At 71.3% G+C, this 26,757-nt stretch carries 25 protein-coding genes; 16 read left to right on the forward strand and 9 right to left on the reverse strand.

Translation table 11 applies throughout. From position 1 onward, the window contains the following. The first annotated feature begins 82 nt into the window (after positions 1-82). Both AOK11_RS16400 and AOK11_RS16405 read left to right on the forward strand, forming a co-directional pair. Positions 83-1,354 carry a GNAT family N-acetyltransferase gene (locus AOK11_RS16400; protein WP_055594466.1) on the forward strand — a complete coding sequence of 424 codons (1,272 nt, stop codon included), beginning with the start codon at positions 83-85 and terminating at the stop codon, positions 1,352-1,354. Positions 1,355-1,690: 336 nt separating this feature from the next. Next, positions 1,691-2,629, forward strand: coding sequence for a FadR/GntR family transcriptional regulator (locus AOK11_RS16405; protein ID WP_079034886.1), 939 nt, complete (start codon positions 1,691-1,693; stop codon positions 2,627-2,629). A 45-nt stretch (positions 2,630-2,674) separates the two neighbouring features. Here the strand turns inward: AOK11_RS16405 and AOK11_RS16410 are convergent, their stop codons facing one another. Next, on the reverse strand, positions 2,675-2,863 hold the full coding sequence (locus AOK11_RS16410) for a hypothetical protein (RefSeq protein WP_055594468.1): 189 nt from the start codon (positions 2,861-2,863) through the stop codon (positions 2,675-2,677). Between the two features lie 164 nt (positions 2,864-3,027). On the opposite strand from AOK11_RS16410, the gene AOK11_RS16415 reads away from it, so the two are divergent. Further along, positions 3,028-3,909: a GntR family transcriptional regulator gene (locus AOK11_RS16415; protein ID WP_055594469.1), complete on the forward strand. Its 882-nt coding sequence runs from the start codon at positions 3,028-3,030 to the stop codon at positions 3,907-3,909. A gap of 29 nt (positions 3,910-3,938) precedes the next feature. Beyond that, positions 3,939-4,682, forward strand: a complete 744-nt coding sequence (locus AOK11_RS16420; RefSeq protein ID WP_055594470.1) for an HAD family hydrolase — start codon at positions 3,939-3,941, stop codon at positions 4,680-4,682. On the opposite strand, the gene AOK11_RS43450 is transcribed toward AOK11_RS16420, so the two are convergent. Next, a complete protein-coding gene (locus AOK11_RS43450) occupies positions 4,673-4,816 on the reverse strand; it encodes a hypothetical protein (RefSeq protein WP_167353802.1) in 144 nt (47 codons plus the stop codon). The genes AOK11_RS16420 and AOK11_RS43450 overlap by 10 nt on opposite strands. A 430-nt stretch (positions 4,817-5,246) precedes the next feature. Between AOK11_RS43450 and AOK11_RS16425 the strand changes: the two genes are divergently transcribed. From AOK11_RS16425 to rox, 4 genes are all read left to right on the forward strand, one after another. Next, positions 5,247-7,439: a phosphotransferase family protein gene (locus AOK11_RS16425; protein WP_079034887.1), complete on the forward strand. Its 2,193-nt coding sequence runs from the start codon at positions 5,247-5,249 to the stop codon at positions 7,437-7,439. Between the two features lie 82 nt (positions 7,440-7,521). Then, complete coding sequence (locus tag AOK11_RS16430) at positions 7,522-7,803, forward strand: hypothetical protein (RefSeq protein WP_055594471.1); 282 nt, start codon at positions 7,522-7,524, stop codon at positions 7,801-7,803. A gap of 164 nt (positions 7,804-7,967) precedes the next feature. Then, positions 7,968-9,215: an aminotransferase class V-fold PLP-dependent enzyme gene (locus AOK11_RS16435; protein WP_055594472.1), complete on the forward strand. Its 1,248-nt coding sequence runs from the start codon at positions 7,968-7,970 to the stop codon at positions 9,213-9,215. A gap of 970 nt (positions 9,216-10,185) precedes the next feature. Then, on the forward strand, positions 10,186-11,667 hold the full coding sequence (gene rox / locus AOK11_RS16440; protein WP_055594473.1) for a rifampin monooxygenase: 1,482 nt from the start codon (positions 10,186-10,188) through the stop codon (positions 11,665-11,667). Between the two features lie 199 nt (positions 11,668-11,866). Here rox and AOK11_RS16445 read toward each other — a convergent pair whose 3' ends face one another. Continuing rightward, positions 11,867-12,739, reverse strand: a complete 873-nt coding sequence (locus tag AOK11_RS16445; protein WP_055594474.1) for a GNAT family N-acetyltransferase — start codon at positions 12,737-12,739, stop codon at positions 11,867-11,869. A 421-nt stretch (positions 12,740-13,160) separates the two neighbouring features. On the opposite strand from AOK11_RS16445, the gene AOK11_RS16450 reads away from it, so the two are divergent. The 4 genes from AOK11_RS16450 to AOK11_RS16465 all read left to right on the forward strand — a co-directional run bounded on the left by AOK11_RS16450 (position 13,161) and on the right by AOK11_RS16465 (position 15,925). Beyond that, positions 13,161-13,886, forward strand: a complete 726-nt coding sequence (locus AOK11_RS16450) for a class I SAM-dependent methyltransferase (RefSeq protein WP_055594475.1) — start codon at positions 13,161-13,163, stop codon at positions 13,884-13,886. A 196-nt stretch (positions 13,887-14,082) separates the two neighbouring features. After that, the gene (locus AOK11_RS16455) at positions 14,083-14,745 is read left to right on the forward strand and encodes a helix-turn-helix domain-containing protein (RefSeq protein WP_055594476.1); all 663 of its coding nucleotides are present in this window, start codon (positions 14,083-14,085) and stop codon (positions 14,743-14,745) included. Positions 14,746-14,821: 76 nt separating this feature from the next. Next, positions 14,822-15,439, forward strand: a complete 618-nt coding sequence (locus AOK11_RS16460; RefSeq protein ID WP_055594477.1) for a hypothetical protein — start codon at positions 14,822-14,824, stop codon at positions 15,437-15,439. 153 nt (positions 15,440-15,592) lie between these two features. Further along, positions 15,593-15,925 (forward strand): DUF2516 family protein, encoded by a 333-nt coding sequence (locus AOK11_RS16465; RefSeq protein ID WP_079034894.1) that lies wholly within the window; start codon positions 15,593-15,595, stop codon positions 15,923-15,925. Between the two features lie 91 nt (positions 15,926-16,016). Here AOK11_RS16465 and AOK11_RS16470 read toward each other — a convergent pair whose 3' ends face one another. The 3 genes from AOK11_RS16470 to AOK11_RS16480 all read right to left on the reverse strand — a co-directional run bounded on the left by AOK11_RS16470 (position 16,017) and on the right by AOK11_RS16480 (position 20,272). Beyond that, positions 16,017-17,558, reverse strand: a complete 1,542-nt coding sequence (locus AOK11_RS16470; RefSeq protein WP_055594478.1) for a PP2C family protein-serine/threonine phosphatase — start codon at positions 17,556-17,558, stop codon at positions 16,017-16,019. Positions 17,559-17,924: 366 nt separating this feature from the next. Then, positions 17,925-19,199, reverse strand: a complete 1,275-nt coding sequence (locus AOK11_RS16475; protein ID WP_079034888.1) for a C40 family peptidase — start codon at positions 19,197-19,199, stop codon at positions 17,925-17,927. A gap of 281 nt (positions 19,200-19,480) precedes the next feature. Further along, the gene (locus AOK11_RS16480) at positions 19,481-20,272 is read right to left on the reverse strand and encodes a class I SAM-dependent methyltransferase (protein ID WP_206188862.1); all 792 of its coding nucleotides are present in this window, start codon (positions 20,270-20,272) and stop codon (positions 19,481-19,483) included. Positions 20,273-20,613: 341 nt separating this feature from the next. On the opposite strand from AOK11_RS16480, the gene mshA reads away from it, so the two are divergent. From mshA to AOK11_RS16495, 3 genes are all read left to right on the forward strand, one after another. Next, positions 20,614-21,951 carry a D-inositol-3-phosphate glycosyltransferase gene (gene mshA, locus AOK11_RS16485; protein WP_055594479.1) on the forward strand — a complete coding sequence of 446 codons (1,338 nt, stop codon included), beginning with the start codon at positions 20,614-20,616 and terminating at the stop codon, positions 21,949-21,951. Then, positions 21,944-22,465: a type III secretion system chaperone family protein gene (locus AOK11_RS16490; protein WP_055594480.1), complete on the forward strand. Its 522-nt coding sequence runs from the start codon at positions 21,944-21,946 to the stop codon at positions 22,463-22,465. Before mshA ends, AOK11_RS16490 begins: the two co-directional genes overlap by 8 nt. A gap of 131 nt (positions 22,466-22,596) precedes the next feature. Next, the gene (locus AOK11_RS16495) at positions 22,597-23,400 is read left to right on the forward strand and encodes a hypothetical protein (RefSeq protein WP_055594481.1); all 804 of its coding nucleotides are present in this window, start codon (positions 22,597-22,599) and stop codon (positions 23,398-23,400) included. Positions 23,401-23,485: 85 nt separating this feature from the next. Here the strand turns inward: AOK11_RS16495 and AOK11_RS16500 are convergent, their stop codons facing one another. Next, positions 23,486-24,301, reverse strand: a complete 816-nt coding sequence (locus AOK11_RS16500) for an AraC family transcriptional regulator (RefSeq protein WP_055594482.1) — start codon at positions 24,299-24,301, stop codon at positions 23,486-23,488. Here AOK11_RS16500 and AOK11_RS16505 point away from each other — a divergent pair. Further along, entirely contained in the window at positions 24,300-24,767 is a 468-nt protein-coding gene (locus tag AOK11_RS16505; protein ID WP_079034890.1) for a DUF2000 domain-containing protein, read from the forward strand. The genes AOK11_RS16500 and AOK11_RS16505 overlap by 2 nt on opposite strands. Positions 24,768-24,921: 154 nt before the next feature. Here AOK11_RS16505 and AOK11_RS42875 read toward each other — a convergent pair whose 3' ends face one another. Together AOK11_RS42875 and AOK11_RS16515 are read right to left on the reverse strand one after the other, a co-directional pair. Continuing rightward, the gene (locus tag AOK11_RS42875; RefSeq protein ID WP_157869377.1) at positions 24,922-25,251 is read right to left on the reverse strand and encodes a hypothetical protein; all 330 of its coding nucleotides are present in this window, start codon (positions 25,249-25,251) and stop codon (positions 24,922-24,924) included. A gap of 254 nt (positions 25,252-25,505) precedes the next feature. Next, complete coding sequence (locus tag AOK11_RS16515) at positions 25,506-26,675, reverse strand: YihY/virulence factor BrkB family protein (RefSeq protein WP_079034891.1); 1,170 nt, start codon at positions 26,673-26,675, stop codon at positions 25,506-25,508. Between the last annotated feature and the right edge of the window lie 82 nt (positions 26,676-26,757).

Below are 26,757 nucleotides of genomic sequence, written 5' to 3' on the forward strand. Positions count from 1 at the left end.
CCAGGGTCACATGGCGGGCGGGGCCGTAGGACGGTCGGAAAAGCGCGCGACACCTCCCGAGGGGGCGACCTACGGTGAAACCATGACCCCCAGCGCCGGAACGCCCCGCACCGACATCGACGTACGCCCGATCACCGAGACCGAGTTCGCCGACTGGAACCGGGCCCTGAACACCGGGTTCCTGCGGGAGCCCACCCCCTCTCCGGAGGTCCTCGACACCCGCCGTCTGCAGTTCCTGCCGGGCCGGTCACTGGGGGCCTTCGACGGCGGCCGCTGCGTCGCCACGTTCCGTTCCTTCCCGCAGGACATCACCGCGGTCGGCGGGGCCGCCGTGCCCGCCGACGCCATAACGAACGTCACCGTCAGCCCCACACACCGCCGGTGCGGTCTGCTCACCCGCATGATGGCGCAGGACCTCGCCGCCGCGAAGGAGCGCGGCGACGTCGTCGCGACCCTCATCGCCGCCGAATACCCCATATACGGCCGCTACGGCTTCGGCCCCGCCACCTGGGCCACCGAGTGGACCGTCGACGTCCCGCGCACCGGCCTCGACCCGCGCCGGTCCCGCCCGGAGGACGGCGGACGGGTGGACCTCGTGGACGCGGAGGACGTGCGCAAGCTCGGCCCGGAGCTGCACGAGCGGCTGCGCGGGATCCAGCCGGGCGCGGTCAGCCGGAGCGACCTGTGGTGGAAGACCGCCACCGGCGCCGTGCACGTCCCCCCGACGTGGAACGAGCCCTACTTCGCCGTGTACCGCTCGGCGGACGGCGAGGTCGAGGGACTGGTCTCCTACACGGCGGACGACAAGTGGAGCGACTCCAAGCAGCCGTTGAACACGGCGCGGGTGGACTGGCTGCTCGCGGTGAGCCCGGCCGCGGAACGGGCGCTGTGGCGCTACCTGTGCTCGATCGACTGGATCGCGAAGGTGAAGAGCGGCTGGCGGGCCCCCGACGACCTGCTCCCCTTCCTCCTGCCCGACCCGCGCGCCGCCGCCGTGACGACGTACGCGGACTGGCTGTGGGTGCGCCTCCTGGACGTCGTACGGGCGCTGGAGGCCCGGACGTACGAGGCGGCCGGATCGCTGGTGCTGGAGGTGGCCGACGGTGCGGGGCTGGCCGGCGGGCGCTACCGACTCCAGGCGTCGGCGGACGGCACCGGGACGTGCGCGGCGACCACCGAGGACGCCGATCTGACCCTGGACGTCGCCGAGTTGGCGACACTGTGGCTGGGCGACGAGTCGGCGGTGCGGCTGGCGGCGCTGGGCCGGGTCCGGGAAGAACGAGCGGGCGCCGCCCGTGAGGCCGACGCCCTGCTGCGTACGTCCAGGCGTCCATGGTGCCCGGACCTGTTCTGAGCGCTGCCGCGCTCCCTCGGTGTCGTTCGCTCCTCCTCCCTCTCGTCCGGCGGGTGTCCGTGCATCCGTAGCCGTTCTTGCCGTTCTTGCTGTTCAGTTGTGGTTGTTGTGCTGGTGCTGACCGACCGGGTTCCCGGCTCCCCTCCGGAAGGGAAGCCCGGTCGGCGGCTCGAGGAGTGGTCCCCACCGTCACCGTGATGGCCAACCTCCTGGGAGGTCCGACCATGTTGCTCAAGTTGGCGACCAACTTCTTTTAAGTTATCTCCGCTTGGATGCGGCTCATAACCACCTTTCCGTGAACTGCCAAAAGATGGCGAGAAGTTGTAGGGTTTCGGCGTGGACCCGGAATACGCCCCCGTCAATGGACGGAAGAGGCCCCAGCGGCCACAGAGGACACATCGCGAGGTGGCCGACGAGTTGCGCGCCCGGATCAGGTCCGGGGAGCTGCGACCTGGCCAGCGCATGCCCACTCAGGCGAAGCTCGCGGACGAGTTCGGCGTCGAGCGCGGTGCCGTACGCCAGGCGCTGCGCATCCTGCAGTCCGAGCAGTTGCTCACCAACGTCGCCAAGGGCGCCCCGGCGACCGTCGCCGGCCACCCCGGCAGTGCGCTGACCGGGCCGGAAGCGCCGCCCCGGCCCACCACGGCGGCCCTCACCCCCCGTATCGCCGCCGCCTTCGAGGCCGAGCACGTCCAGATCGACGCCGTCTGCCTGACCGCGATATCCCTCACCCTCGCCATCGGCGAACCGCTGCGCCAGATCCATGCCGGGCGGATGAAACCGGCCAAGGTCGACGTCCGCGTCCTGCTGCCCGGCCGGAACATCGACCTCGCCTTCCCGGTGGCGGTCGAGGACTCCGCCGACGGCCGGCGCGGCGGCCGTCACGGCGGCCGCGGCGACGACCCCGTGCACGAGCGGTGGCTGGCGATGCGCAACGCCCAGGGGCAGGTGCTCCGGCACAGTCTGCTCGCCCTGCGCGCCACCCACGGCATCGACGTGCGGGTCTCCTTCCGGGCGCTGCCCTTCACCCCGCCGGTGAAGCTGTACCTGCTCAATGGCGTGGAGGCGTTGTTCGCCTACTACACGCTGTCCCGCAGCGAGGCGCAGATCGACCAGGAGAACGTCCAGACGTACGACGCGCAGGGCACCCGCTCCGCGCTGTTCGCGTTCGAGCAGGGCGCCGGGATGCGGGACAGCGCCTTCGTGACGCAGTCCCGGCTGTGGTTCGACGCGTTGTGGGAGACGATCAGTTCGGAGTTGCAGCTCACGAGCTGACGTCTCCCCGCCCCCTGCGCAGGGGGCGCGGCACGTACGGGTGGTTCAGAGTGCGGGCCGCGTCACCAGCAGTGCGAGCAGGAGGGCGCCGGCGGAGCTGACGCCCGGACTGCGGGCCTTGATGCCGACGGTGAGCAGCAGCAGTCCGATGATGCCGGCGATGCCGTACTTCCATTCGACGTACTGCTCGAGGGTGACGACGAGGATCGCGGAGATGAGAGCGAGGACTGGCACGATGTTCCCCCTTCGTGCTACTTCGTGCTTTCCTGTGGGCGGAAGCGGAACTTCCGCCAACTCGGTCAAGTTGGTTACCAACTCTAGCTATGTTGTCCCCACTTGGCAGGTGCTTATAAACAACTTTCAAACAACTCCCCATAGATGGGTCAGAGTTGTAGCGTTTGGTCGTGACTCAGGAGAACGTCGCCGTGGATGACAACAGCAGGAACTCGCCCCAGGAGATCGCCGACATCCTGCGCGAACGTATCCGCGCCGGGGAGCTCAGGGCCGGCGAACGCCTGCCCACCCAGGCCGAGCTCGCCGAGGAGTTCGGCGTGGAACGCGGCGTCGTCCGCCAGGCACTGCGCGTTCTCGCGGACGACGGTCTGCTGAGCAACGTCAGCAAGGGCAGCCCGCCCCGGATCGCCGAGCCGGCCCCCGCGTCGGGCGAGCCCCAGCCGACCATGGTCGGTCTCGCCCCCCGTCTCACCGAGGCCTTCTCCACGCCGCACGTCCGTATCGACGTCGTGTCCCACACCTCCGAGACGCTGATGGTCGCCGTCGGTGAACCCGTCCGGCTGATCCACGAGGGCAGACTCCGCCCCGAGTCGATCGAGTTCCGCGTCCTCCTGCCGTCCCGGACCATCAACCTGGCCTTCCCCGTCCTGGTCGACGAGAACGCCGGCGACGACGACCCGGTCCACGAGCGCTGGCTGCAGATGCGCAACGCCCAGGCCCAGGTGCTCCAGCACAACCTGCAGTCCGTCCGCCACACCCACGGCATCGACGTCCACGTCAGGTTCCGCGCCCTGCCCTTCACCCCGCCGATGAAGCTCTACCTGCTCAACGGCCAGGAGGCGCTGATCGGTTACTACATGCTCGCCAGGCGCGAGGAGGAGTGGGGCACCCAGACCCTGGACATGTACGACGCCCTCGGCTCCCAGTCCCTGCTCTTCTCCTTCAGCAAGCAGGCCGGACAGCGGGACCAGGCGTTCGTGGAGGAATCCCAGAAGTGGTTCGACGCCCTCTGGGAAACCATCACCACGGACCTGACACTCTCCTAGTGACTTCTGATGCGACGCGGACCGAACCGGTGACACACGAGACCGAGAACGACCAGAAGGACCTCAACGACCCGGACGGACTGAAGGAACTGATCAGCGGCGCCCGTGTCGTGCTGTGGGACTTCGACGGGCCCATCTGCCGCCTCTTCGCGGGCCACTCGGCGGAGCGGGTGGCGACGGACCTCGTCGAGTGGCTGGAGGGCCGGGGCCTGCACGGCCTGCTCACGGAGCCCGAACGCGAGTCGCTGGACCCGCACGCGGTGCTCCGCGCCGTCGACCGCAGACACCCGGGCAGCGACCTGGTGGCCGAGCTGGAGGCGCGGCTCACCCAGGAGGAAATGCTGGCCGCCTCCTCGGCCCGGCCCACCCCCTACGCCGACCCGCTGATCCGCACCTGGACCGCGGTGGGCCCCCGGCCGGCCATCGCGACGAACAACTCCCCCCGCGTGGTCCGCAAGTACCTCACCGACCGCGGCCTCCTCGGCTGCTTCGCCCCCCACATCTACGGCCGCACCCAGCAGCTCAGCCGGCTCAAGCCGGACCCCCACTGCATCAACCGCGCCCTGAACGCCATGGGCGCAGCCCCGGACTCCGCCCTGATGATCGGCGACACCCCCTCCGACTTCCACGCCGCCACGGCGGCCGGCGTGCCCTTCCTCGGCTACGCCCGCAACGAGGACAAGGAAAAGGTCCTGCAAGCCGCGGGCGCCACCGTGATCCTGCCCTCCCTGGCACCTGTCCTCGCCCTGCTCCGCACGGCACCTCAGGCCTGAAGCGTCAGCGGGGCCGACAGCAGGGCGGCGCCGACGGCACGCCCGTCCTGCCGAGTCCGCGCCCACACGCCGATGAGGAGCAGGACCGCCGGGCCGACCACGCCGAGCGCGGTCTCCGCGGCCGGTCCCGGCAACAGTTCCCCGAGCCCCGCACCGGCAGCCGCCCACCCGCGGTGACGGTCGTTCCTTCCGTCGCAGCGCGATCCGGCCGAGGAACTCGGTGCCTCCCGCGACACGGTTGACACGGTGCACCGGCATGCGGCACTGGTCCGAATCGGTGGGGAATCCGCTCTCCACCGATGGTTGATCCGGTTTCCGCCCGCCTTCCGATAGCATGCCCGCACCGACTGAGCAAACGCTCTCCCGCGTTCGTACAAGAGGCTGACAAGCCAACCTGGAACGAGCTTGCGCGCCCTCACGCAGCAGGGGGCCAACCGCCTGTGCCGCCCAGCGCGCCACTCCGTCGCGCCACTCCGTCGCGCGACCCTCGTCGCGCGTGACACCGGCCTCGTGCTTACCGTTTGCCATGTCGTGACTCCCCCTTCCGCGCTTCCGGAGTGGCCAGTGGGCGCATCGTCCCTTCCCCGTCCCGCCCCCGGGGGACGTCCCGCGCCCGACCAGGGACACCGCGCCTTCTTCGACCTGGCCGTGCGGACGGGACAGGCGATCGGTGGCCACCACCACCAGAACTACGTCGTGCCGGTCACACCGGCCATGGCGAGGCCGCTCGGCCGTGCGGCCGGTACGCCGGTGACCGTGCGGGTCCGGCGTGCCGACGCGCTGCCGGTGGTGATCAGGACGTGGCGGAACGAGCAGGAGATCCTCGACGCCGTCAGGAGGACCCTGCCGCACGTGCCGGAGGTCCTGGCCAGGGGACACGGGTTCGCGATCCACAGCCATGTGCAGGGAGTCCCGCTCTCCCGCGTCTGCGGAAACGACAAACCCGTCGACACCCTGATGGTCCAGGAGATGGCCCGCCTGCTGGCCGAAACGGCCCAGGTGCGCCGCACCGGGCTCCCCCCGCTGCCGTCCGTCTGGCCCAGCAACGACACCGACAGCCAGGGCTTTCTGCGTACGCTGGCCCGTCTCGCGGACCAGCAGATCAGGAAGCCCCACCGGAAGTCGTTCGGAGGGCTGTTCGCGGCACTCGGCGTTCCCGAGGACGCCCTGACCGCGTTGGCCGAACGGGTGCCCGCCATGGCCCGGCGACCGTACAGTCTGCTCCACGCCGACCTGCACCGCGACAACGTGATCGTGTCGTACCCCGGTGACCTGTCACTCGTCCGCGTCGACTGGGAGCTGGCCACCTACGGTGACCCGCTGCACGACCTGGCGACCCATCTCGTGCGGATGCGGTACCCGGAACACCAGCGGTCCGCAGTGGTCGACGCCTGGGCGGACGCCATGCGGGAGGTCCGTCCGGCCGCGGTCAACGGGCTGGGCAAGGACCTGCGCCACTACCTGGCCTTCGAGCGGGCCCAGTCCGTGTACCCCGACGTCATGCGGGCGGCGCGGTCCCTGGAGGAATCGTTCACCCAGAAGAAGCTGGACGAGGCGGTGGCGGAGGTGCGCAGGGCGCTGGAGGCGGCGTCCGAACCGCTGCGGCTCAGGAGCGTGCCGGGGGAGCGGGAGATCGAACGTGCGCTGTTCCGCCGGCTGGCGGCCCACGACGACAGCGACCACCGCACCGGGCGCGGCCCGAGCGCCAGAGCCTTCACCTGGGAACCGGACCGGCGCCTCGAGCAGCCCGCGGACTTCCCCGGGTCCGCGGTGCGGGAGGCCCTGGCGCTCGAGGGGGCGGCTCCGGCCGACCGCGTCTTCAAGGGCACCGCCCACCTCAACACGGTGGTGCGGGTGCCGAGCACCGGCCGCCTCGTGGTCGTCCGCCGGAAGCTGCCCGACGTATGCGGCCGGGAACGCGGCATCCTCAGCGAGCACGCCGTTCTGCGGCTCATCGAACAAGCGCCCGTCCCGGTGGCCGCGCCGAGAACCCTGGCGCTCGGAGTCAGCCACCCGGACGATCCCTTCGCCATCCACACCTACGAGGGCCCGGCCGATGCCGACCGCCCTCCGAACCACCCGGTCAACGGCCTGCTGCCGCACGAGGCGGACGGTCTCGTGGACCAGCTCCGCGCCCTGACACGGGTGGACTGCACACCACTCGATCCGCTGGTCGGGGCGGCAGGGTTCTACCCCTCGCTCAAAGACCAACTGGTCCTGCTGGTGGCCGAACTGCCGGAGAAGTCACAACGGTTGGCGCGGTATCTCGGGCTGCCGGACGCCGACCGCCTTCGGCAGATCCTGTCCCGCCACGAGGTGAGCCACCGCAAACTCTCCCTGCTGCACGGCGATCTCAACCCGTGGAACCTGGTGCGCAGGGACGACGCCTTCGCGCTGACCATCATCGACTGGGAGATGGCCCTGGTCGGCGACCCCCTCTACGACCTGGTGCGCCACATGCACCTGACACCCACCCGCCCGGAGATCCGCGACCGGATGTTCCGCCGCTGGGAACGCCGGCTGGCACCCGAGTGCACCCGCGACTGGCAGAAGGACTGGCAGGTGTACCGCCGGCTGGAGATCGTGCGCTCCGCCTACATCGACCTCGACCGCATCGTGACCGGAGCGAGCCTGGACGCCCCCAACGTCCGGCGCGCGGTGGACTCCTACGCCATGACGCTGGCGGTGGCGATCGGAACGCTGGGCCTGCCGTTCCGCAGCACCGCCGCTCCCCGTCTTGCCCGTGCCCTGGCGTAGGTGGACCATAAATCCTCCGAAAGCCGCTGCGAAGAACGGCAGGTGAGGCCCCGTCGGCCGCTGTGCGCGGAGGTGGTTCGGCATGCCGGAGCGCGTGAACGGGGCAGCGGACGGAGGGGTGGTGGGGCAGCGACCGCGGCGTTTCCAGGAACGCTTCGAGCCCGCGGTGACCCGCGTCGTCCTGCCGGCCATCTGCGTGACCGGGCTGACCGCGCAGTTCGTCCAGCCCGTGGGGGACGCCCTGGAGGGCAAGGCATTCCTCGGCGGTGCCCTGTTCAGCCTGGTCGCCCACGTCCTCTACGACGACGTGACGTCACGGTCCTCGTCGATGCGGCTTCCGACGCCTGGGACGTATCCGCGGTGAGTCATCAGACGCCTCCCGCTGCGGAGTGCTTGTCAGGGCCGAAAATCCCGTGCCACCATCCCGAGTCGTCGTATGTCGTGAGTCTTTCCGCGCCGGAGGTCTGATGACCGCCGGTGCGAGAGCGCTGTATCCGGGGCTTCTCCCGGGACCCGGACGGGAGTCATGTGAGCGAGACCGAGGTCACCACCGCACCGCGCCCCCTGCTGCTGGCCGACGGCCGGCCGGCCCTCCACGCGTGGTCGCTGGACCCGGCCCTGCGGCACCTCAACCACGGTTCGTTCGGGGCGGTCCCGCTGGTGGCGCAGGAACACCAGCAGCGGGTGCGGGAGGAGATGGAGAGCGCGCCGGTGGTCTGGTTCCCCGCGCTGCCGCGGCGGCTCGCGGAGGCCAGGACCGACCTCGCCGCGTTCCTCGGGGCGGACCCCGGTGACCTCGCCCTGGTGCCGAACGCGAGCGCCGGCGCCAGCGTCGTCTACGCCAACCTCGAACGCCGCCACGGCGGGGAGATCGTCGTCACCGACCACGGCTACGGCGCCGTCACCATGGGCGCCGAGCGCCTGGCACGGCGCTGGGGCGGCCGGGTCCGTACGGCCACGGTGCCACTGGACGCGGACGAGGAGCAGGCGTACGAGGCCGTGGCCGCCGAGCTGAGCGACGCCACCGACCTCGTGGTCGTCGACCAGATCACCTCGCCGACCGCCCGTCGCATGCCGGTGGAGCGGATCGGCGCCGAGACGCGGCGGCGCGGTGTCCCGCTGCTCGTCGACGGCGCGCACGCGCCGGGGCTGATCGCCGCCCCGCTCACCGGGACGGCCTGCGACTTCTGGGTCGGCAACCTGCACAAGTGGGCCTGCGCGCCGCGCGGCACCGCCGCCCTGATCGCCCGTGGCCCGCAGCGGGACGACCTGTATCCGCTGATCGACTCCTGGGGGGCCGAGGACCCGTACCCCGACCGCTTCGACCAGCAGGGCACGATCGACGCCACCGGCCCTCTGGCCGCCGCCACCGCGATCGGCCTCGTCGAGAGCACCTGGGGCTGGCCCGCCGCCCGCCGCTACATGGACGACCTGGCCGATTACGCCGAGCGGACCATCGGCGCCGCGCTCGCCGGACTGACGGGCTTCGACGGCCCGGTGGACGTCGGCATGCCCGTGCCCGGGATGCGGCTGGTGCGGCTGCCCGAAGGACTGGCCGACAGCCGCGTCTCGGCCGACGCGCTGCGCGACCGGGCGGCCGGGGAGCTGGGGGTGGAGGCCGCCTTCACCAGTTTCGACGGCATCGGTTACCTGCGGCTCTCCGCCCACGTCTACAACACCGCCGAGGACTACGAGCACTTCGCCGAGCACTGCGTTCCGATCCTCGGAGAGTGGGCCCGCGCGGCCCGCGCAGAGCAGCGGCCCCGCGCTTCCTAGCGGCGACCGGCGTTCCGCCCCACCCGCGTTCCGGAGGAACCGGCCGCGCAGGGCCGTGTGGCGGAGGACGTACGTGACGCTCCCGACCGGCCGGGCGGGGAGTCCGTCCTCGTCGCGCGGCGTGCGTGAGGATCGCATGGAGGCGGGCTCGGCACTCCGTGACGAAGGCGGGAAAAGAGGGCGCGGCGCTCGGATCCGGCGGCGCGCGCCTCGCCTGCCGGGCGAGCCGGTACGCGTCGGCCTCCCGCATGAGTTCCTGAGCACGGATCCGATGCAACTCGACGCGCATACCGTTCACCCCGGTTCCTGACGCCGAGCCCTCTGCCCGGCCCTCCTGAGGCTGCGGCCTCACCCAAGGTGAAGGTCAACCACCGGCGCCCGCACCGCCGGGACCGTCACGCCGACGGCGTTCGCGACCGGCGAAGGCGCGGGTCCGAGGCTCGGGGTGGTGTCGGGAAGAAGCCGCCGTCAGGACAGGAGCTTTTTCCTTCAGGCCCTGGCCGACGCCACCGACGGCTTCCACTGCGCGGCCGGGGAAGCATCCGCCACCGAGTCCCTGCACCTGCACCTGCTCGTGACCTGGAGTGGTTGTACGGGGGCTCGTAGCGTCCGTCCCGGTTCGGGTGGGCAGGTCGGCGAGGGGCCTGGGAGGCCGGGAGGGCTGAGCGGCTTGAGGAGTCTGAGAGGCCCGAGCGGCCTGGGAGGCCCGGGAGGACGAAACGACGAAGGCAAGGAGAGAACCCGTCTCCTTGCCCTTCTCAACGTATAGCGCACCGGGGGGCTTGCGGCAAGGCCCCGGTCGTGCCGCAGAATCGTCGCCCTGGGCCGGAACCTGCGTAAATCGGTGATTCGCGAAGTGTGTGCGCTGTTGTCGAGGCAGGCGCCTCGCGTGGGGCGTCGCACCGTCGGCGTCGCGCGCGGTGCGGTCCGGTCGGCATCCGACATCGTTCATCCGGGGGTTGGGGTTTTCATGATTGACGTGATCGTGGCCGGAGGCGGGCCGACCGGGCTGATGCTGGCCGCCGAGCTGCGGCTGCAGGGCGTGCGGGTGGTCGTGCTGGAGAAGGAGGCGGGGCCCACCGGGTACGCCCGTGCGCTCGGGCTGCACGTGCGCAGCATCGAGGTGATGGCTCAGCGCGGGCTGCTGGAGCGGTTCCTCGCGCTGGGCCAGAAGTACGCGGTCGGCGGTTTCTTCGCCGCCATCGACAAGGGGTGGCCCGAACGGCTGGACACCGCGCATTCCTACGTCCTCGGCATTCCGCAGCCGGTCACCGAGCGCCTGCTGACCGAGCACGCCGTCGCACTCGGCGCCGAGATCCGGTACGGCTGCGAACTGGTCGGGCTGAGCCAGGACGCGGACGGGGTGACCGCCGAGCTGGCCGGTGGGGGCGCTTCCGCCCAAGAAGGCGTGGCCGGCGGGGGAGGCACGCGGCTGCGCTCGCGCTACCTCGTCGGCTGCGACGGGGGCCGCAGCACGGTGCGCAGGCTGCTCGGCGTCGGCTTCCCCGGCGAGCCCTCCCGGGTCGAGACACTCCTGGGCGAGGTGGAGCTGGGCGTACCGCCGGAGACGATGGCCGCCGTGGTGGCCGAGGTCCGCAGGACCCAGTTGCTGTTCGGTTTCATTCCCCAGGGGGACGGGGTGTACCGCGTCATCGTGCCCGCCGAGGGCGTGGCCGAGGACCGCACCGTCCCGCCGACCCTCGACGAACTCAAGCAGCGGCTGCGGGCGTTCGCCGACACCGACTTCGGCGTGCACTCACCACGCCGCATCTCCCGCTTCGGCGACGCCACCCGCCTCGCCGAGAGCTACCGGAGCGGCCGGGTGCTGCTGGCCGGCGACGCGGCGCACATCCACCCGCCGACCGGCGGGCAGGGCCTCAACCTCGGTATCCAGGACGCCTTCAACCTCGGCTGGAAACTCGCCGCCGAGGTGGGCGGCCGGGCACCCGAAGGGCTGCTGGACAGCTACCAGACCGAACGGCGCCCGGTGGCCGCCGACGTGCTGGACAACACCCGCGCGCAGATGCTCCTGCTGTCGGCGGAGCCGGGGGCCCGGTCGGTGCGCCGGCTGCTGTCGGAGCTGATGGACTTCGAGGAAGTGAACCGCCACCTGATCGAGAAGATCACCGCGATCGGGGTCCGCTACGACTTCGGCCACGACTCGGGCGAGGGCCACGAACTCCTCGGCCGGCGGCTGCGGGACGTGGGGCTGAAGCGAGGACGCCTGTACGAGCTGATGCACGGCGGCCGCGGACTGCTGCTCGACCAGACCGGCGGCCGGCTCTCGGTGGAGGGCTGGGTGGACCGGGTCGACCACATGGTCGACGTCAGCGAGGAACTGGACGTCCCCGCGGTGCTGCTGAGGCCGGACGGACATGTGGCGTGGGTCGGCGAGGACCAGCGGGATCTCCTCGACCGACTTCCCCGGTGGTTCGGCGCTGCCACCGGCTGAGTGCCGTCCCCGTCCCGGCCGGGACGGGGACGGCGGATCACCGGCCACGGCACTGGGCGGATCAAACGGGATCGGAAACCTGGCCCGGGTGATCACTGGGTGCGGCGCGCTCGTGCAGAGGGTGCCGTGAGTACACCAACCACTCGTGTGATCCTGCTACTGGCCTCCTGCACCGCAAGCTCGTTGATTCTCGACCGACTTACGGTGCGGCATACGAGAAGTCGTACACAGCCCAGTCGGTGAGCGTGCGATAGCCGAGGCGCTGGTAGAGGGCGTTGCTGGTGGGGTTGGACAGGTCCGCGAACAGCACGACCTCCCTCGCGCCCGCGGCCAGCGCGGCCCGGCTCACCTCCGCCGTCACGGCGCCCGCGTAACCGTGTCCGCGCAGGTGGGCCGGGGTGTAGACGATGTCCACCTGGATCTGGCCGCCGATCATCGGGTTCATGCCCGCGATGGAGACGGGAGTGCCGTCCGGGGTCTCCCAGAGCGTGTAGCGCTTGTCGGCGAAGCGGGTGCCGGCCCACGTGTCGTCGCTGATGGAGATGTCTTCCCCGACGGCCTTGGCGAACTCGCCGCACCAGAACATGACTTGGTCAAGGTCCTGCTCGCCCAGGACGCGGCCCCGGCCCGCCGGCAGCGGCTCCGGTGGGGTGAGCGTGCCGAGGCGGTACAGACGGAGCCGCGTGTCGCGGAGTTCCGGCGTCGCGCCGGTGTGCCGCTGCCAGGCCTCGGCGAAAACGGTGGCGGTGCCGTGGTCCGCGCTGACGCGGGAAAGGGAGTGCCCGAGGGCGGCCAGGTGGGCGGCGAGGGAGTCGGCCTCCTCGGGCGTGAGCGGGGAGAGGCCCAGCGCACGGGGCGGGAGGCGGTAGAAGGTGGCGCCGACCTCACCCGCTCGCTCCAGCACCCCGAAGACGGGGGCTTCGGTGCCGAACGCGTCCGCCCCGCGTGCTCGCACTCTCTCGGCCCACGTCAGTTGCATGACGTGCGAGCCGGGCCGCGAGCGCAGGAAGTCTCCGGCCCGGGTGAGAAAGTCGTCGACGTCTTCCGTGAGGTGCCAGTTGTCCGAGTGCATGCTTCATGATTCCCCGTGCTGGAGAGACACCCAACGGGTTTCCGCCAGGCGAGGAAGCGGACCGTGGGCCTCAGGACCGGGCCGAGTTCGGGATTTCGGCTCCGCCGCGGCGAGGTCTGGATGGTCGCCGACGTTGGTGCCATCCCGGCGCGTGGTGACCACGCATGGGGCTTCGAGGAGTGGGTGCGGCGCTGGCACGCCGGCGACGACTGGTGGGACTGAACGCTCCTTCCTGCGCAGTCGAAGCTCACGGGCCGTTCGATTCCTTGGTGCCTCTGCTGCCTCCCGAAGTGGTGAACGTCTGCTGTCCGTTCTCGCGCACAGAGCCAGCTGGAGATCTCGACTGATGGGGGCACCAACACCTCTGACGGCTGGGGAAATCGACTAGGCAGGCAAGCCCGGCCCCCATACGGTCGGCCGCATGGCTGACGAGTGTTTCGGGCATCCACGACTCGCCGCGATTTATGACCCGCTCGACCCCGATCGCAGCGACCTCGATGCGTACGTGGAGATGACGGAGGAGTTCGAGGCACGGCAGGTGTTGGACATCGGCTGTGGGACAGGTGTGTTCGCACGTGCGCTGGCCGAACGCGGGATCGAGGTGGTCGGCGTCGACCCCGCGCAGGCGTCCATCGACGTGGCCCGAGCCAAGCCGGGCAGCGAGCGGGTGCGCTGGATCTGCGGCGATGCGACGACGCTCCCGCCGCTGCGGGTCGACCTGGCGACCATGACGGCGAACGTCGCCCAGCAGATCCTCGATCCGCAGGCATGGCGGGAGACCCTGCGTGGCGCGTACGAGGTACTGCGACCTGGCGGCCGTCTGGTGTTCGAGACCCGGGACCCGGCCGGACGCGCCTGGGAGGAGTGGAACCGCGAAGCCTCGTATCGCGTGACGGAGATCCCGGGCGTCGGCGCCGTCGAGAGCTGGGTCCAGGTGGTGGAGGTGAGCGAGCCGCTGGTGACGTTCCGTTGGACCTATGTGTTCGCTGTCGACGGGCAGGTGCTGACGTCGGACTCCACCTTGCGCTTCCGTGAACGGCAGGAGGTCGGGACGGAGCTGATCGCGCAGGGCTATGAGGTGGAGGGCGTCCGCGACGCGCCTGACAGGCCGGGTAAGGAGTTCGTCTTCGTCGCGCGACGTCCATAGGCCGGCCCCCGAGGGACCTCGTCGCGCGGATCGACCGGGACTCGGTCACCTCGCCGAGCAGATCCCGCGGGAAACCCTCACAAGCGCTGGGAACGGACACGGCACCCGTCGTGCTCGTGCTCGACTCCGGCCCGGCATGGCGCACTATTGCAAGCAGGTGCTTGCAATAGTTAGCGGTGTGCGGCAGGGTGGAGGCATGGCATCACTCAACGTCGGCAATCTCGGTGACTATCTGCGGGAGCAGCGGCGCAACGCGCAGTTGTCACTGCGGCAGCTCGCCGATGCCGCCGGGGTGTCCAATCCGTATCTGAGCCAGATCGAGCGCGGGCTGCGCAAGCCGAGCGCGGAGGTGCTGCAGCAGGTCGCCAAGGCGCTGCGGATCTCCGCCGAGACGCTGTACGTGCGCGCCGGCATCCTCGACGCCGAGCGGGACCGTGACGACGTGGAGACACGGGCCGTCATCCTCGCCGATCTCACCCTGACCGAGCGTCAGAAGCAGGTGCTGCTCCAGATCTACGAGTCCTTCCGCAAGGAGAACGGGTTTGTGGGTCCCGAGGACGGTGAGACGACGGGGAGTGCCGGTGGCGTGGACGCCGTCGCCTCCGTCGACGTCGATGTCGTGGGTGTCGTCGGGGGCGCCGGTGCTGCTCAGGGAGCCGAGGTTCCGGAAGCCGCGGAGGCTTCGGACGTGACGGACGGTTCCGGAGGTGGTGCCGGGATACGGCGGGGGCGTCAGGGCGGTGGCGGTTCGTCCGCCAAGCGCCGGACTCCCTCCCGCAGCAAGGGCGGTACGTCCGCCGAGCGCCGCCCCCGTAAGGCCGGCGGCACCGACACCGATCCGCAGCGGACGGCCGACTGAGCCGGACCAGGGCACCGGCCGCCGCCGCGGATCACACAGACCCTCAGCCGAAAACGAATCCGGGAGGACCCTCACCATGGCCATCACCGACGACCTGCGCAAGACCTTCAGCAACCCGACCCCCCTCTACTTCGCCGCCGGCACCGCCGACCTCGCTCTGCAGCAGGCCAAGAAGGTGCCGGGGCTGGTGGAGCAGATCCGCGCCGAGGCTCCTTCGCGCATCGAGGCCGTGCGTCACACCGACCCGAAGGCCGTCCAGGAGAAGGCGACCATCAGGGTCAAGGAGACGCAGGAGACCGTCCAGACCAAGGTCGGCGAGTTCTTCGGCTCGCTCGACACCGACCTCAAGAAGTTCGGCGAGACCGCTCAGGACCTCGCCCTGCGCGGCGTCGGCGTCGCCGCCGAGTACGCCGTCAAGGCCCGCGAGACGTACGAGAAGGTCGCCGAGCACGGCGAGCAGGCCGTGAAGACCTGGCGCGGCGAGGCCGCCGAGGGCATCGAGGACATCGCCGTCGCCGTCGAGCCGAAGGCCGAGCCCAAGCCGAAGCTCGAAGCCGTCGAGGTCAAGGAGGACGAGGCGGTCAAGGGCGGCAAGGCCGCTCCGACCGCCTCGGACGAGGAGAAGAAGGCCGCGGCCAAGAAGGCCCAGGTGCGCAAGAACACGGCCAAGAGGACGACGCCGCCCATCAAGTAGCCGCGAGCGGAGCGGCAGCGGTGAGCAAGGGATGGAACCGAACGGGCCGGGCACTCTCGTGGTGTCCGGCCCGTTCTACGGATAGCCGGCCGGCGGTTGCGGGTACGGTGACCGCGTAAGGACGAGCCGAGTCGGGTGGTGGACGTTGTGCTGATGCAGGGCTTCGCTGGGTTCCTGTGGCTGCTGAGTATGGCCCTGATTGTTTTCAGCGGCTTCGCGTTGATCGACGCGGCCACCCGCCGTGAGGACGCCTATCGCGCGGCGGACAAGAAGACCAAGCCGTTCTGGCTGATCATCCTCGGGCTCGCCTTCGTGGTGAACCTGATCTTCGACATTCTGTCGTTCCTGCCGATCATCGGGCTCATCGCGACCATCGTCTACATGGTCGACGTCCGTCCCGCCCTGCGCGGCCTCTCCGGCGGCGGGCGCAGCCACCGGGGCTCCAGCAGCGACGGCCCCTACGGCCCGTACAACGGCGGACGGTAAAAGGCGCCGGACCGGAACGGACCGGATCGAGCGGGGCCGGATCGAGCGGGGCCGGAACGCACCGGACCGGAACGCACCGGACCGGCCGTGGTCACGGCTGGGGCACCCGGTCCAGGAGGAGTACCGCCACGTCGTCGGTCAGCTCGCCGCCGTTGAGGTTGCGGACCTCGTTGACCGCCGCCCGGAGCAGTTCCTTGCCGCGCAGGCCGTCGGTGAGCTGGCGGCTGACCATACCGACCATGCCGTCCTGGCCGAGCCGTTCCCCGCTGTCGCCGACGCGGCCCTCTATCAGGCCGTCGGTGTAGAGCATCAGGCTCCACTCGGTGCCCAGGTCCACCTGTGTACGCGGCCAGCAGGCGCTGGGCAGCAGGCCGAGCGCGGGGCCGTTGTCGTCGTAGGGCAGCAGCCGTGCGGGGTGTCCCGGGCGGGCGAGCAGCGGTGACGGATGGCCGGCCAGGCACAGGCCCGCCTCCCGGCCGTCGGGGGAGATGTCCACCGCGCAGAGGGTCGCGAAGATCTCGTCGTCCGCGCGCTCGTGTTCCAGCACCTGCTGCAGCGTGCCCAGCAGCTCGTCCCCCGACAGGCCCGCCAGCGTCAGCGCCCGCCAGGCGATCCGCAGCTCCACGCCGAGGGCGGCCTCGTCCGGGCCGTGGCCGCAGACGTCGCCGATCATGGCGTGCACGGTGCCGTCCGGGGTGCGGACGACGTCGTAGAAGTCACCGCCGAGCAGGGCGCGCGAGCGGCCCGGACGGTAGCGGGCGGCGAAGCGGAGCGGGGAGCCGTCCAGGAGCGGTGTCGGCAGCAGTCCGCGTTCCAGCCGGCGGTTCTCCCGGGCGTGCAGTCTGCCCTCGGCGAGCCGGCGCTCGGCCGAGTCGGACCGCTTCCGCTCCACCGCGTACCGGATCGCCCTGCTCAGCAGCCTGCTGTCCAGCTCGTCACGGAAGAGATAGTCCTGGGCACCCACGCGCACCGCCTCGGCGCCCCGCTCGGCGTCGCCGGACGCGGTCAGCGCGAGGACGGCGTGCCGGGGCGCGAGTTCCAGCACGTGCTTGAGCACGGCGAGCTCGTCGTCGCCCTCACCGCCCTCACCGCCGTCGCCACCGTTGCCGCTCGCGCCGTTCGTCCCGTTTCCGCCGTTCGCCGGCCGGCTGCCGGGTGCGGGCAGGGCGAGGTCCAGGAGGATGCAGTGGACGTCGTCGGTCAGCAGCCGCTCGGCTTCGGTGAGGTTGCGGGCGGTGCGGACGCGGATCGGCTTGCCGCCCCGGTCGAGCAGGTCGGGCACGATCGGCGAGCCCGCCGGGTCGTCCTCGATCAGCAGCAGGGTGAGGTTGGTGGGGGCGGTCGAGGTCGCCTCGGCGCTGTCCGGCGTGATCCTGGTCCTGGCCTTCCCTGTGTGGTTCGCGGTGTCGATGTCGGTGTTGGTGTCAGTGTCGGTTTCGGCGCGGGTGGCGCCTTCGGCGCTGCCGTTCGCGGCGTTGCCGGTGGTGACGGTCGCGGGGTTTTCCGCCGTGTGCGGGGCCGTCGTCCCCGTCTCCGGGGCGCCCTCGGCGGGGCCGCTGGTCATGGATACGGCGTGCGCCTGACCGTTTTCCGCGGCCGGGAGCGTTCTCTGCCGCGGTACGGATGCGGGCATGGTTCCGGGTTCCTTCCCTCCCCCCGAGGGCGTGGTGGGGGTGTGGGCTCTCGGCCCGTCCCGTGCTCGCCGACTCCGTGCGAGCAGGGGTGCCCCTTTCCAGCGGGGACGATAGCGGGTGCCGGTGCCGCAGCGGAATGGCGTGGAGCACGCCGTTCGGCCATCAGCCAGTGTCATATGCCGCGTAATGGGCAGCAGTTGGACAGGCTCGGGGATGCAGCCGGAATGACGAACGTCACGTCCGCGGAGGTTTGGCGGCGCCGATTACGTGGATTGGGTCACGTGGCGCAGGTCACGGGCGGATCGGGCGGGCGAGTCGAGTGGGCCGGTTCGGGGCGGAGTGGAAGGGCGCGAGACCCGGGTCACTCAGTTCGCGGTTGTGTCCTTGTCCGCGTCCGGGCGCGTCTTCGCGGTCTCGGTCGTGTGCGATGCCGAGTTCGCGTTCCCGCTTCCGCTCCTGTTTCCGCGCCCGCTCTCCTTCTCCTTCTCCTTCTCCCTTTCCCTGTCCTTCTTGTTCTTGCTGCCGCTTCCGTCGGCGGTCCCGCCCGGGCGTACCACCCCGAGGATCGGCATCGAACCGGCACCGGCGGTCGTCACCGTCCGTCCCGGGCGCGGGGCGTGCACCATGGAGCCGTCGCCGAGGTACATGCCGACGTGGCTGGCGTCGTTCCAGTAGATGATGAGGTCGCCCGGCCGCATGTCCTCGACGGCGACGCGCGGCAGTTGTCTCCACTGTTCCTGCGAGGTGCGCGGGATGGTCTGCCCGGCCGATATCCAGGCCTGTGAGGTCAGCCCCGAGCAGTCGTACGCCTCCGGGCCCTCGGCGCCCCACACGTACGGCTTGCCGATCTGGGCGGTGGCGTATGCGACGGCCTTCTTGCCCTGCGCGGTCGCCGCGGCCGCGGTGCCTTCGAGGGCGCCGGATTTCAGCCAGGCGGCCTGGGCCTTCTGGGCGGCCTGTCGCTCCAGTTCGGCCAGGCGCTCCTTCTCCTCCTGCTCCAGCTCGGACTCGACCTTCTCGGCTTCCGCGATCTTCTTCTCGATCTTCCTCTGCGCCTTGGCCCTGGCCTTGCGGCCCGTCTCCAGCTTCCGCCACTGGGCTTCGGCGTCCTCCGCGTACTGCTCCAGGTCCTCCTGGGCCCGCTGCATTTCGCCGAGCAGGCCCTTGGCCGCGTGCTGGCCCTGACGTATCCGGCCCGCGCCGACGAAGAAGTCCTGAGGGCTGTCGCTCAGCATCAGATGGGCCTCGGGCGGCAGCCCGCCGCCGCGGTACTGGGAGGCGGCCGCGGCGCCCGCGCGGTCCTTCAGGTCGTCCAGCTTCTCCTGGCCCTTGACGATCCTCCCGGTCAGCTTGACGATCTCGGCGGACTGCTGCTTCGTCTTCTCCTCGGCGGCGTTGTACTCCTCGGTGGCAACGGCCGCCGCGCGGTAGAGCTTCTCGAGCTTCTTGCGTACGGCTTCGAGGTCCTTGGACGGGGCGGCCTCGGGGTTCTCGCCGGCCTGCGCGCCGGGGCTCGCGGTCGCGCTCGGGGAAGGCTGAGGGGTGGGAGCCGCGAACGCCGTGCCCGGTGCCGCCAGCACGGTGATCGCGCAGACCAGGGTCACCGCCGTCGCCGTCAGAGTGCGCCTGCCCACCTTCATGACTCCACCCCCAAGCTGGTTAACCGTCAGTAACATTCCGTCGCTCGGGGGATGTTGCCACGCCGACCTGGGAAGTGACCAGAGGTAACACTTCCCACCTCCCCCGCCTCGCCATGACGATCGCCCCCTCGATGTGACGAACGACTCACGGGGATCGTCCCCGGCGTCGGTCCGGGTGTTGGTCCGGGTGTCGGTCCGGGCGTCGGAGTGCCGGAACGCCGGAACGCCGGAACGCCGGAGTGCCGACTGGCTCCCAGCTCGCCCCCAGGAGGAGCGCCGCCTCACCTCCGGGGTGCCAGGGCCTCCCACCGCACCGTGACCTCGCCCTGCCGCCACCGCGCCGGGCCGTCCGTCACCGGCCAGTCGGCCGCGAGGTCCCGCACCGTGCGGATCCAGCGCTGGCGGGCGCCGTACGAGGCGTAGGGTGCCGCCGCCGCCCAGGCGCGGTCGAAGTCGCGCAGGAAGGCGTGCACCGGTTCGCCGGGGACGTTGCGGTGGATGAGTGCCTTCGGCAGGCGTTCCGCCAGGTCGGAGGGGTGCTCCAGGGAGCCGAGGCGGGTCGCGAACGTGACCGTGCGCGGCCCTTCGGGGCCGAGGGCGACCCATACGTGCCGCCGTCCGATCTCGTCGCAGGTCCCCTCGACCAGCAGCCCTCCGCGCGAGCCCCGTCCCGGGGCGGCCGGTGAGAGCCGCGCGCACAGTCGTTGCCATACGGCGGCGACCTCGGCCTCGTCGTACTGGCGCAGGACGTTCGCCGCGCGGACCAGCGTCGGCCGGCCGGGGAGCGGGAGCTCGAAGCCGCCGTGCCGGAAGGACAGCCCCTCGCGCTCGTACGGGCGGGCCGCCGTGACCCGGGCCGGTTCGATCTCGACGCCCACCACCCGTGCGCGCGGGGCCACGGTACGGAGGCGGTGCAGCAGCTCGACCGCCGTCCAGGGGGCGGCGCCGTAGCCGAGGTCGACGACGACGGGGTGGTCGGCGCGGCGCAGTTCGGCGCCGTGCGTGGCCGCGATCCAGCGGTCCATGCGGCGCAGGCGGTTCGGGTTGGTCGTTCCGCGCGTCACCGTGCCCACGATGGGGGTCCTCCCGCTCATGGGGGTCCTCCCGCTCGTGGGGGTCCCCCCGCTCGAGCGCAGTCGAGAGTGGGGGAGGGAGGCGGCGCGGGCGGTCATGCGTACGAGGGTATGCGGGGGCCCGGAACGGGTCCGAATCGACCGGTACCGCGCACCCGGCGTGCCCCGCGTGCCTTCCGCACCCCACGTTCGAACGGTTGAGCGACATCCGGTAATGATTCGGCAAAGACCCGATCCGGGAAGGTCGCCCGGAAATGGGAACGCATCCTTCCGGTGTTGGGGGACTCGAGGGCGCACCGCATGCCCCCGAAAGCCATGCCCGCAGCGAGGAGGACCGGCACGTGAGCCAGTACATCGCCAGGCTCGGGCGGCGCTCCCCCGCCGCGCCCCCGCGGCTGCGACTGCACCGCCGGCCCCGCCGTGTGGCGATGCTCTCCGTGCACACCTCCCCGCTCCACCAGCCGGGCACCGGCGACGCCGGCGGCATGAACGTCTACATCGTGGAGCTCGCCCAGTGCCTCGCCGCGATCAACATCGAGGTCGAGATCTTCACGCGCGCGACCGCCGCCGCCCTCCCGCCCACCGTCGACCTGGCGCCCGGTGTCCTCGTCCGGCACGTCGACGCGGGCCCCTACGAGGGCCTCGCCAAGGAGGAGCTGCCGGCCCAGCTGTGCGCCTTCACGCACGGCGTGATGCAGGCGTGGGCCGGTCACCGGCCCGGGTACTACGACCTGGTCCACTCCCACTACTGGCTCTCCGGTCACGTCGGCTGGCTCGCCGCCCAGCGCTGGGGCGTCCCCCTGGTGCACGCCATGCACACCATGGCCAAGGTCAAGAACGCCAGCCTCGCCGACGGCGACACCCCCGAACCGGCCGCTCGCGTCATCGGCGAGACCCAGATCGTCGCCGCCGCGGACCGGCTGATCGCCAACACCGCCGAGGAGGCGGACGAGCTCGTCCGGCACTACGAGGCCGAGCGGGACAAGGTCGCCGTCGTCCACCCCGGCGTCAACCTGTCCCGCTTCCGCCCCGCCGACGGAAGGGCCGCCGCGCGCGCCCGCCTCGGTCTGCCCCAGGACGCCCTGATCCCGCTCTTCGCGGGCCGCATCCAGCCCCTCAAGGCTCCGGACGTGCTGCTCCGCGCGGTCGCCGTCCTGCTCGGCGAGCGTCCCGAGCTGCGCTCGAGGATCTGCGTCCCCGTGGTCGGCGGCCCCAGCGGCAGCGGCCTCGCCAAGCCCGAGGGGCTGCAGAAGCTCGCCGCCCGCCTGGGCATCGCCGACGTCGTACGGTTCTGTCCGCCGGTCGGGCAGGAGCAGCTCGCGGACTGGTTCCGGGCCGCGTCCGTCCTCGTCATGCCGTCCTACAGCGAGTCCTTCGGGCTGGTCGCCATAGAGGCGCAGGCGGCCGGTACCCCGGTGCTCGCGGCCTCGGTCGGCGGGCTGCCGGTGGCCGTACGGGACGGGGACACCGGTTTCCTCGTCCAGGGCCACGACCCGCGCGCGTACGCGCGCGTGCTGCGCGACTTCGCCGACGCGCCGCACCTCGTGGACCGGATGGGCGACGCCGCCGCCCTGCACGCCCGGTCCTTCGGCTGGGACAGGGCGGCCGCCGCCACGGCCGACGTCTACACGGCCGCGACGCAGGCGCACCGCCGTCACGTACGCTCCCACCATGGCTGACAGGGCAGCGGCGGAAGCGGAGCAGCGGGCGGCACAGGTCGTCGAGGACGTACTGAAGGACGCCGAGCTCGACTGGGAGAGTCCGGCCCCCGGGACGTACGTGGTGAAGCTGCCCGGCACCCGCAAGCTGTCCACGACGGTCTCCCTCATCGTCGGCCGCCACTCGCTCTCCCTCAACGCCTTCGTCGTCCGCCACCCCGACGAGAACGAGGCCGCCGTCCACCGCTGGCTCCTCGAGCGCAACCTCAAGCTGTACGGCGTGGGTTACGCCGTGGACCCGCTCGGCGACATCTATGTCACCGGCCGCTTCCCGCTGGCCGCCGTCACCCCCGAGGAGATCGACCGGCTGCTCGGTCAGGTCCTGGAGGCGGCCGACGGAAGCTTCAACACCCTTCTGGAGCTCGGGTTCGCCACCGCGATCCGCAAGGAGCACGCCTGGCGGGTGTCGCGCGGCGAGTCGACCCGGAACCTGGACGCGTTCGCCCGGCTGATCGAGCGGCCTTCGGGCGAGTAGGGACCGCGCAGGCCGGAGCAGGGACAGGTCCGGAGCAGAGACAGGTTCCGAGCGCACGCGCGAGAGCGTGCTGTTATTCTGCCGCGATTCGGACCCCGGTCTCAGGGGTCCCGTGCATGAAGAGGACGTGCATGCGCACAGGCAGATCCACCCTGACGGCCGCGCTCACGGGCGCACTCGCCCTCGTGGCGTTCACCGCACCGCCCGCCCAGGCGGCGGACACCGGCGTCACGGTGACGAACATGGTCGTGAACAAGGGCAAGCCCATCGTCGTGGGCATCTCCGAGGAGAAGTACCCCAGCGTCAGCTTCCGCATGACCTGGCCCTCGGGCCACTCGTCCCGCGACATCACCGCGTTCCCGTACCTGTACCACGACACCACGGCCGCCAAGGGCCTGGACAGGGGCGGCATCTACACGGGCTCCGTCGCCTACTACGACGACACCCCCCGCGCGGCGGACGTCGACGGCGACCTCTACATCGACCCCCGCTGGACCCTGGACTCCCACAACGACGCCACCACCTGGAAGATCGCTGTCTGGGTCCGTCTCTGGGCCTCCGAGACCAAGCTCAAGGCCGAGGAGAACCTGACCGGTTTCGGCACGGTCCAGGTCAAGCGCGCCGCGCGGGCCACGGTCAACGCCTCGCCCGAGCCGGTCGCCAAGAACAAGACGCTCACGGTGACGGGCAAGCTGACGCGCGCCGACTGGGTGAAGCACGCGTACACCGGCTACGGCGACAAGCTGGCCAAGCTGCAGTTCCGCAAGGCGGGCACCGGCACCTACACGACGGTCAAGACCGTGCGGGCGAACTCCACGGGCGCACTGAAGACCACGGTGAAGGCCACCACCGACGGCTACTGGCGCTGGACGTTCGGCGAGACGTCCACGACGGGCGGGGCGACGGCGGCGGGCGACTACGTCGACGTGAAGTGACGCGACGGCGGCACACGACAGCCGCCGTCCGGCCGTTCGGGGACGGTGCACCGGTTCCGGGGCCGGTGACCCGCTTTCGCAGGGGTCACCGGCCCTCCGCGCGGTAACGGCCCGGTGTGACGCCGACCAGTTTCCGGAAGTGCCGCGTGAGATGGGCCTGGTCGTAGAAACCGGTGGCCACCGCGACCTCGCTCGGCGCCCGGCCGTCGAGCAGCAGCCGACGGGCCCGCCCCACCCGGCGGGACATCAGGTACTGGTGCGGGGCGATGCCGTAGGCGCCGCTGAACGCCCGTACGAGATGGGCGGGATGCGCGGCCAGCAGCCCCGCGGCCTCCGCCAGGCCGAGCCCTTCCACGACCCGCTCGTCGAGCAACTCCCGCAGCCGCCGCGCGAGGACGGGATTCCGCAGGGGCTCCGGTGCGCCGGCCCGGGACCGCAGATGGGTGCGCAGCCGCTCCCCGACGAGCGTCAGCCTGCTCTCCGCCTCGAACTCGTCACCGGGCCCCACGAGCGCCGCGTGCACCTGCCCGACACGCCGCCGCAGCAGCGGGTCACGCAGGTCGGGGCGGTCGACGGCGGCCCCGATCAACTCGTCCCCGAGGTGCGTCCCGTCGAGGTACAGCACCCGCTTGCGGAAGCCGTCCGAGGTGGCGGGGGCGCCGTTGTGCGGAACGTGCGGCGGCAGCAGGGAGACGGTGTCGTGCGGGGTGCCGTGCTCGTGCCGGTCCAGGTCGTACCGCACGGCGCCGTCGTCGACGATGAGCAGCGTCCAGGCGTCGTGGACGTGCATCGGATAGGCGTACTCGGTGAAGCGGGCGTGGAACACCTCGACGACACCCGGAACCCGGGGCCGCCAGGCGGAAACGATCCGCTCGGGGCGATCCGCGCGCGCTGCGGCCATGCAAACAACGTACAAGACGGGGACGTACGCCGATCGGCAGTCTCAGGGCATGAGCACTCGCTTCGACACGAAGATCGCCGTCCTGCTGCGCGAGGACCTGGAAACCTGGCAGCGCCTCAACGTCACCGCGTTCCTGGTCAGCGGCCTGGGCAGCCAGGTCCCCGAACTGATCGGCGAGCCCTACGAGGACGCGGACGGCGTGGCCTATCTGCCGATGTTCCGCCAGCCGGTGCTGGTCTTCGAGGGCACCAAGGAAACCCTGACGGCGGCCCACACGCGCGCGCTGTCCCGCGCCCTGCCCCGTGCGCTGTTCACCGGCGACCTGTTCGCCACGGGCCACGACGACGCCAACCGCGCGGCGGTACGGGCGGTGCCGACGGCGGACCTGGACCTGGTCGGCCTGGCCGTCCACGGTCCGAGGAACGCGGTCGACAAGGTACTCAAGGGAGCCCGCATGCACCCGTGAGCGTGGCGTGGTGGGGGCTCGGAGCGGTCGTCACCTCTGACGCGGCGAGTGTCTTTCCGGACCGTCCGCCGGCCGCGGCCCGCGCCCGCATCCGGTGGTCAGGGGGCCGGCATCCAGGTGCGGGCCGCGGTCACGAGGGCGCGGACGCCCGTGCTCAGCGTGGGCTCGACGACGGGGGTGTACGGGGGGAGTGGTTCGAGGGCAGGCCGCGGACGACGCGTGCGAGGGTCTCGAAGTCCTGGGCGTCGCCGAAGGCCCGCGGGTCGGCTCCGCCGAGGAGCCAGTAGGCGCAGGGGGCGTGCGGGCTGTCGGCCAGGATGCCCACGTCCTCGCTGCCGGTGCCGGGTCCGGGGTCCACGACCCGGTTGGCGCCGACGACGCCGGCGAGGGCCTGCCGGGTGCGGGCGCACCCCGCGCGACGTAACGCCTCTTGGCCACGGCCCCTCCGGTCCCGTTCTGTCCGTGGCGTGACACGGCATGGCATGTCACGAATGTGACGCGGCTCAGGGTATGCGGAGACCGGTATGGCGAGGGCGGCCGCAGAAGCGTGGTCTGCGGCCGCCCGGGGCCTGCCCGTCCGGTGATTCCGGTGGGTCGGCCGCGGTCGAAGATCTTCTTGCTGGAGTTGAGACGTGGGGAGCGGTCTCGCCGGAGGCGTCGTCACGGACGGGGTCGGTGGGGCACCGCCGCCGTGGGCTCGACGGTGGTGCGGTGCCCCCCTTCGGCGAGGGCGGGCCGTCAGGAATCGAGGCGGCGGCGGTCCTCCTCGTCCCACTTCTGGGTGTCGCGCGGCTCCACGTAGGGCTCCTCGTGGGGCGGATGGCCCCCGGCGACGGCGCGCTGGCGGGCCAGTTCCGCGTCGAACTCCAGGCCGAGCAGGATGGCCAGGTTGGTGATCCACAGCCACACCAGGAAGATGATCACACCGGCGAAGGTTCCGTAGGTCTTGTTGTAGGAGCCGAAGTTCGCCACGTACAGCGCGAACCCCGCCGAGGCGATCATCCAGATCACCAAGGCCAGGAAGCTGCCCAGCGTGATCCAGCGGAAGCCGCGGACCTTCGCGTTCGGGGTGGCCCAGTACAGGACCGCGATCATCACCGTGACCAGGAGAACCAGCACCGGCCACTTCGCGATCGACCACACGGTCAGCGCCTCGTCACCGATCCCGAGCGCATCGCCGGCCTGCCGGGCCAGGCCGCCGGTGAAGACCACGATCAGCGAACTGATCACCGCCATCACCATCAGCAGCACGGTCACGCCGACCCGCACCGGCAGCACCTTCCACACCGGACGGCCCTCGGGGACGTCGTAGACCGCGTTGGCGCTGCGGATGAACGCGGCGACGTAGCCCGAGGCCGACCACACCGCCAGCACCAGACCCACGATCGCCACGAGCGAGCCGATCCCGCTCTGGCCCTGCATCTGCTGCACCGCGGTGCGCAGGACGTCCTGGGCCGGGCCCGGCGCGAGCTTCTGGATGCTGTCCAGGACCGACTGCGTGGCCGACTGCCCGACGACCCCCAGCAGCGACACCAGCGCCAACAGCGCGGGGAACAGCGCCAGGATCGAGTAGTAGGTCAGCGCCGCGGCCCGGTCGGTCAGCTCGTCCCTCTGGAACTCCTTCAGGGTGCCTTTCAGGACCGCTTTCCAGGAGCGTTTGGGCAGCTCGGTGGGGCTGTCAGGCGCCCGCTCCTCCACCTGTTCGTCGGGCCCGGCGTCGGGGTCCCGCCCCGTCTCGGCTCGCTCTGTCCCGACTCGTCCTGTCCCGGCTTGTCCTGTCCCGGCTTGTCCCGTCCCGGCCTGGAGGGCTCCGGCCTGACGGTCCTCGGCCCGGCCGCCCTTGTCCCCGCGGCTCTCGGCAGAGGTCTGCCCGCCGTGCTTTCCGTGCCATCCCACTGTCCGCGCCATTCCCTGCGGGTATCCGGCCCGCCGTCGCTCATGCGTGGAAGCGAGACATGTCAATCCTTTCGGATCCGGCTCCGGTGTCCTC

The organism is Streptomyces hirsutus (assembly GCF_001418415.1).
In the GTDB taxonomy this organism is placed as follows: domain Bacteria; phylum Actinomycetota; class Actinomycetes; order Streptomycetales; family Streptomycetaceae; genus Streptomyces; species Streptomyces hirsutus.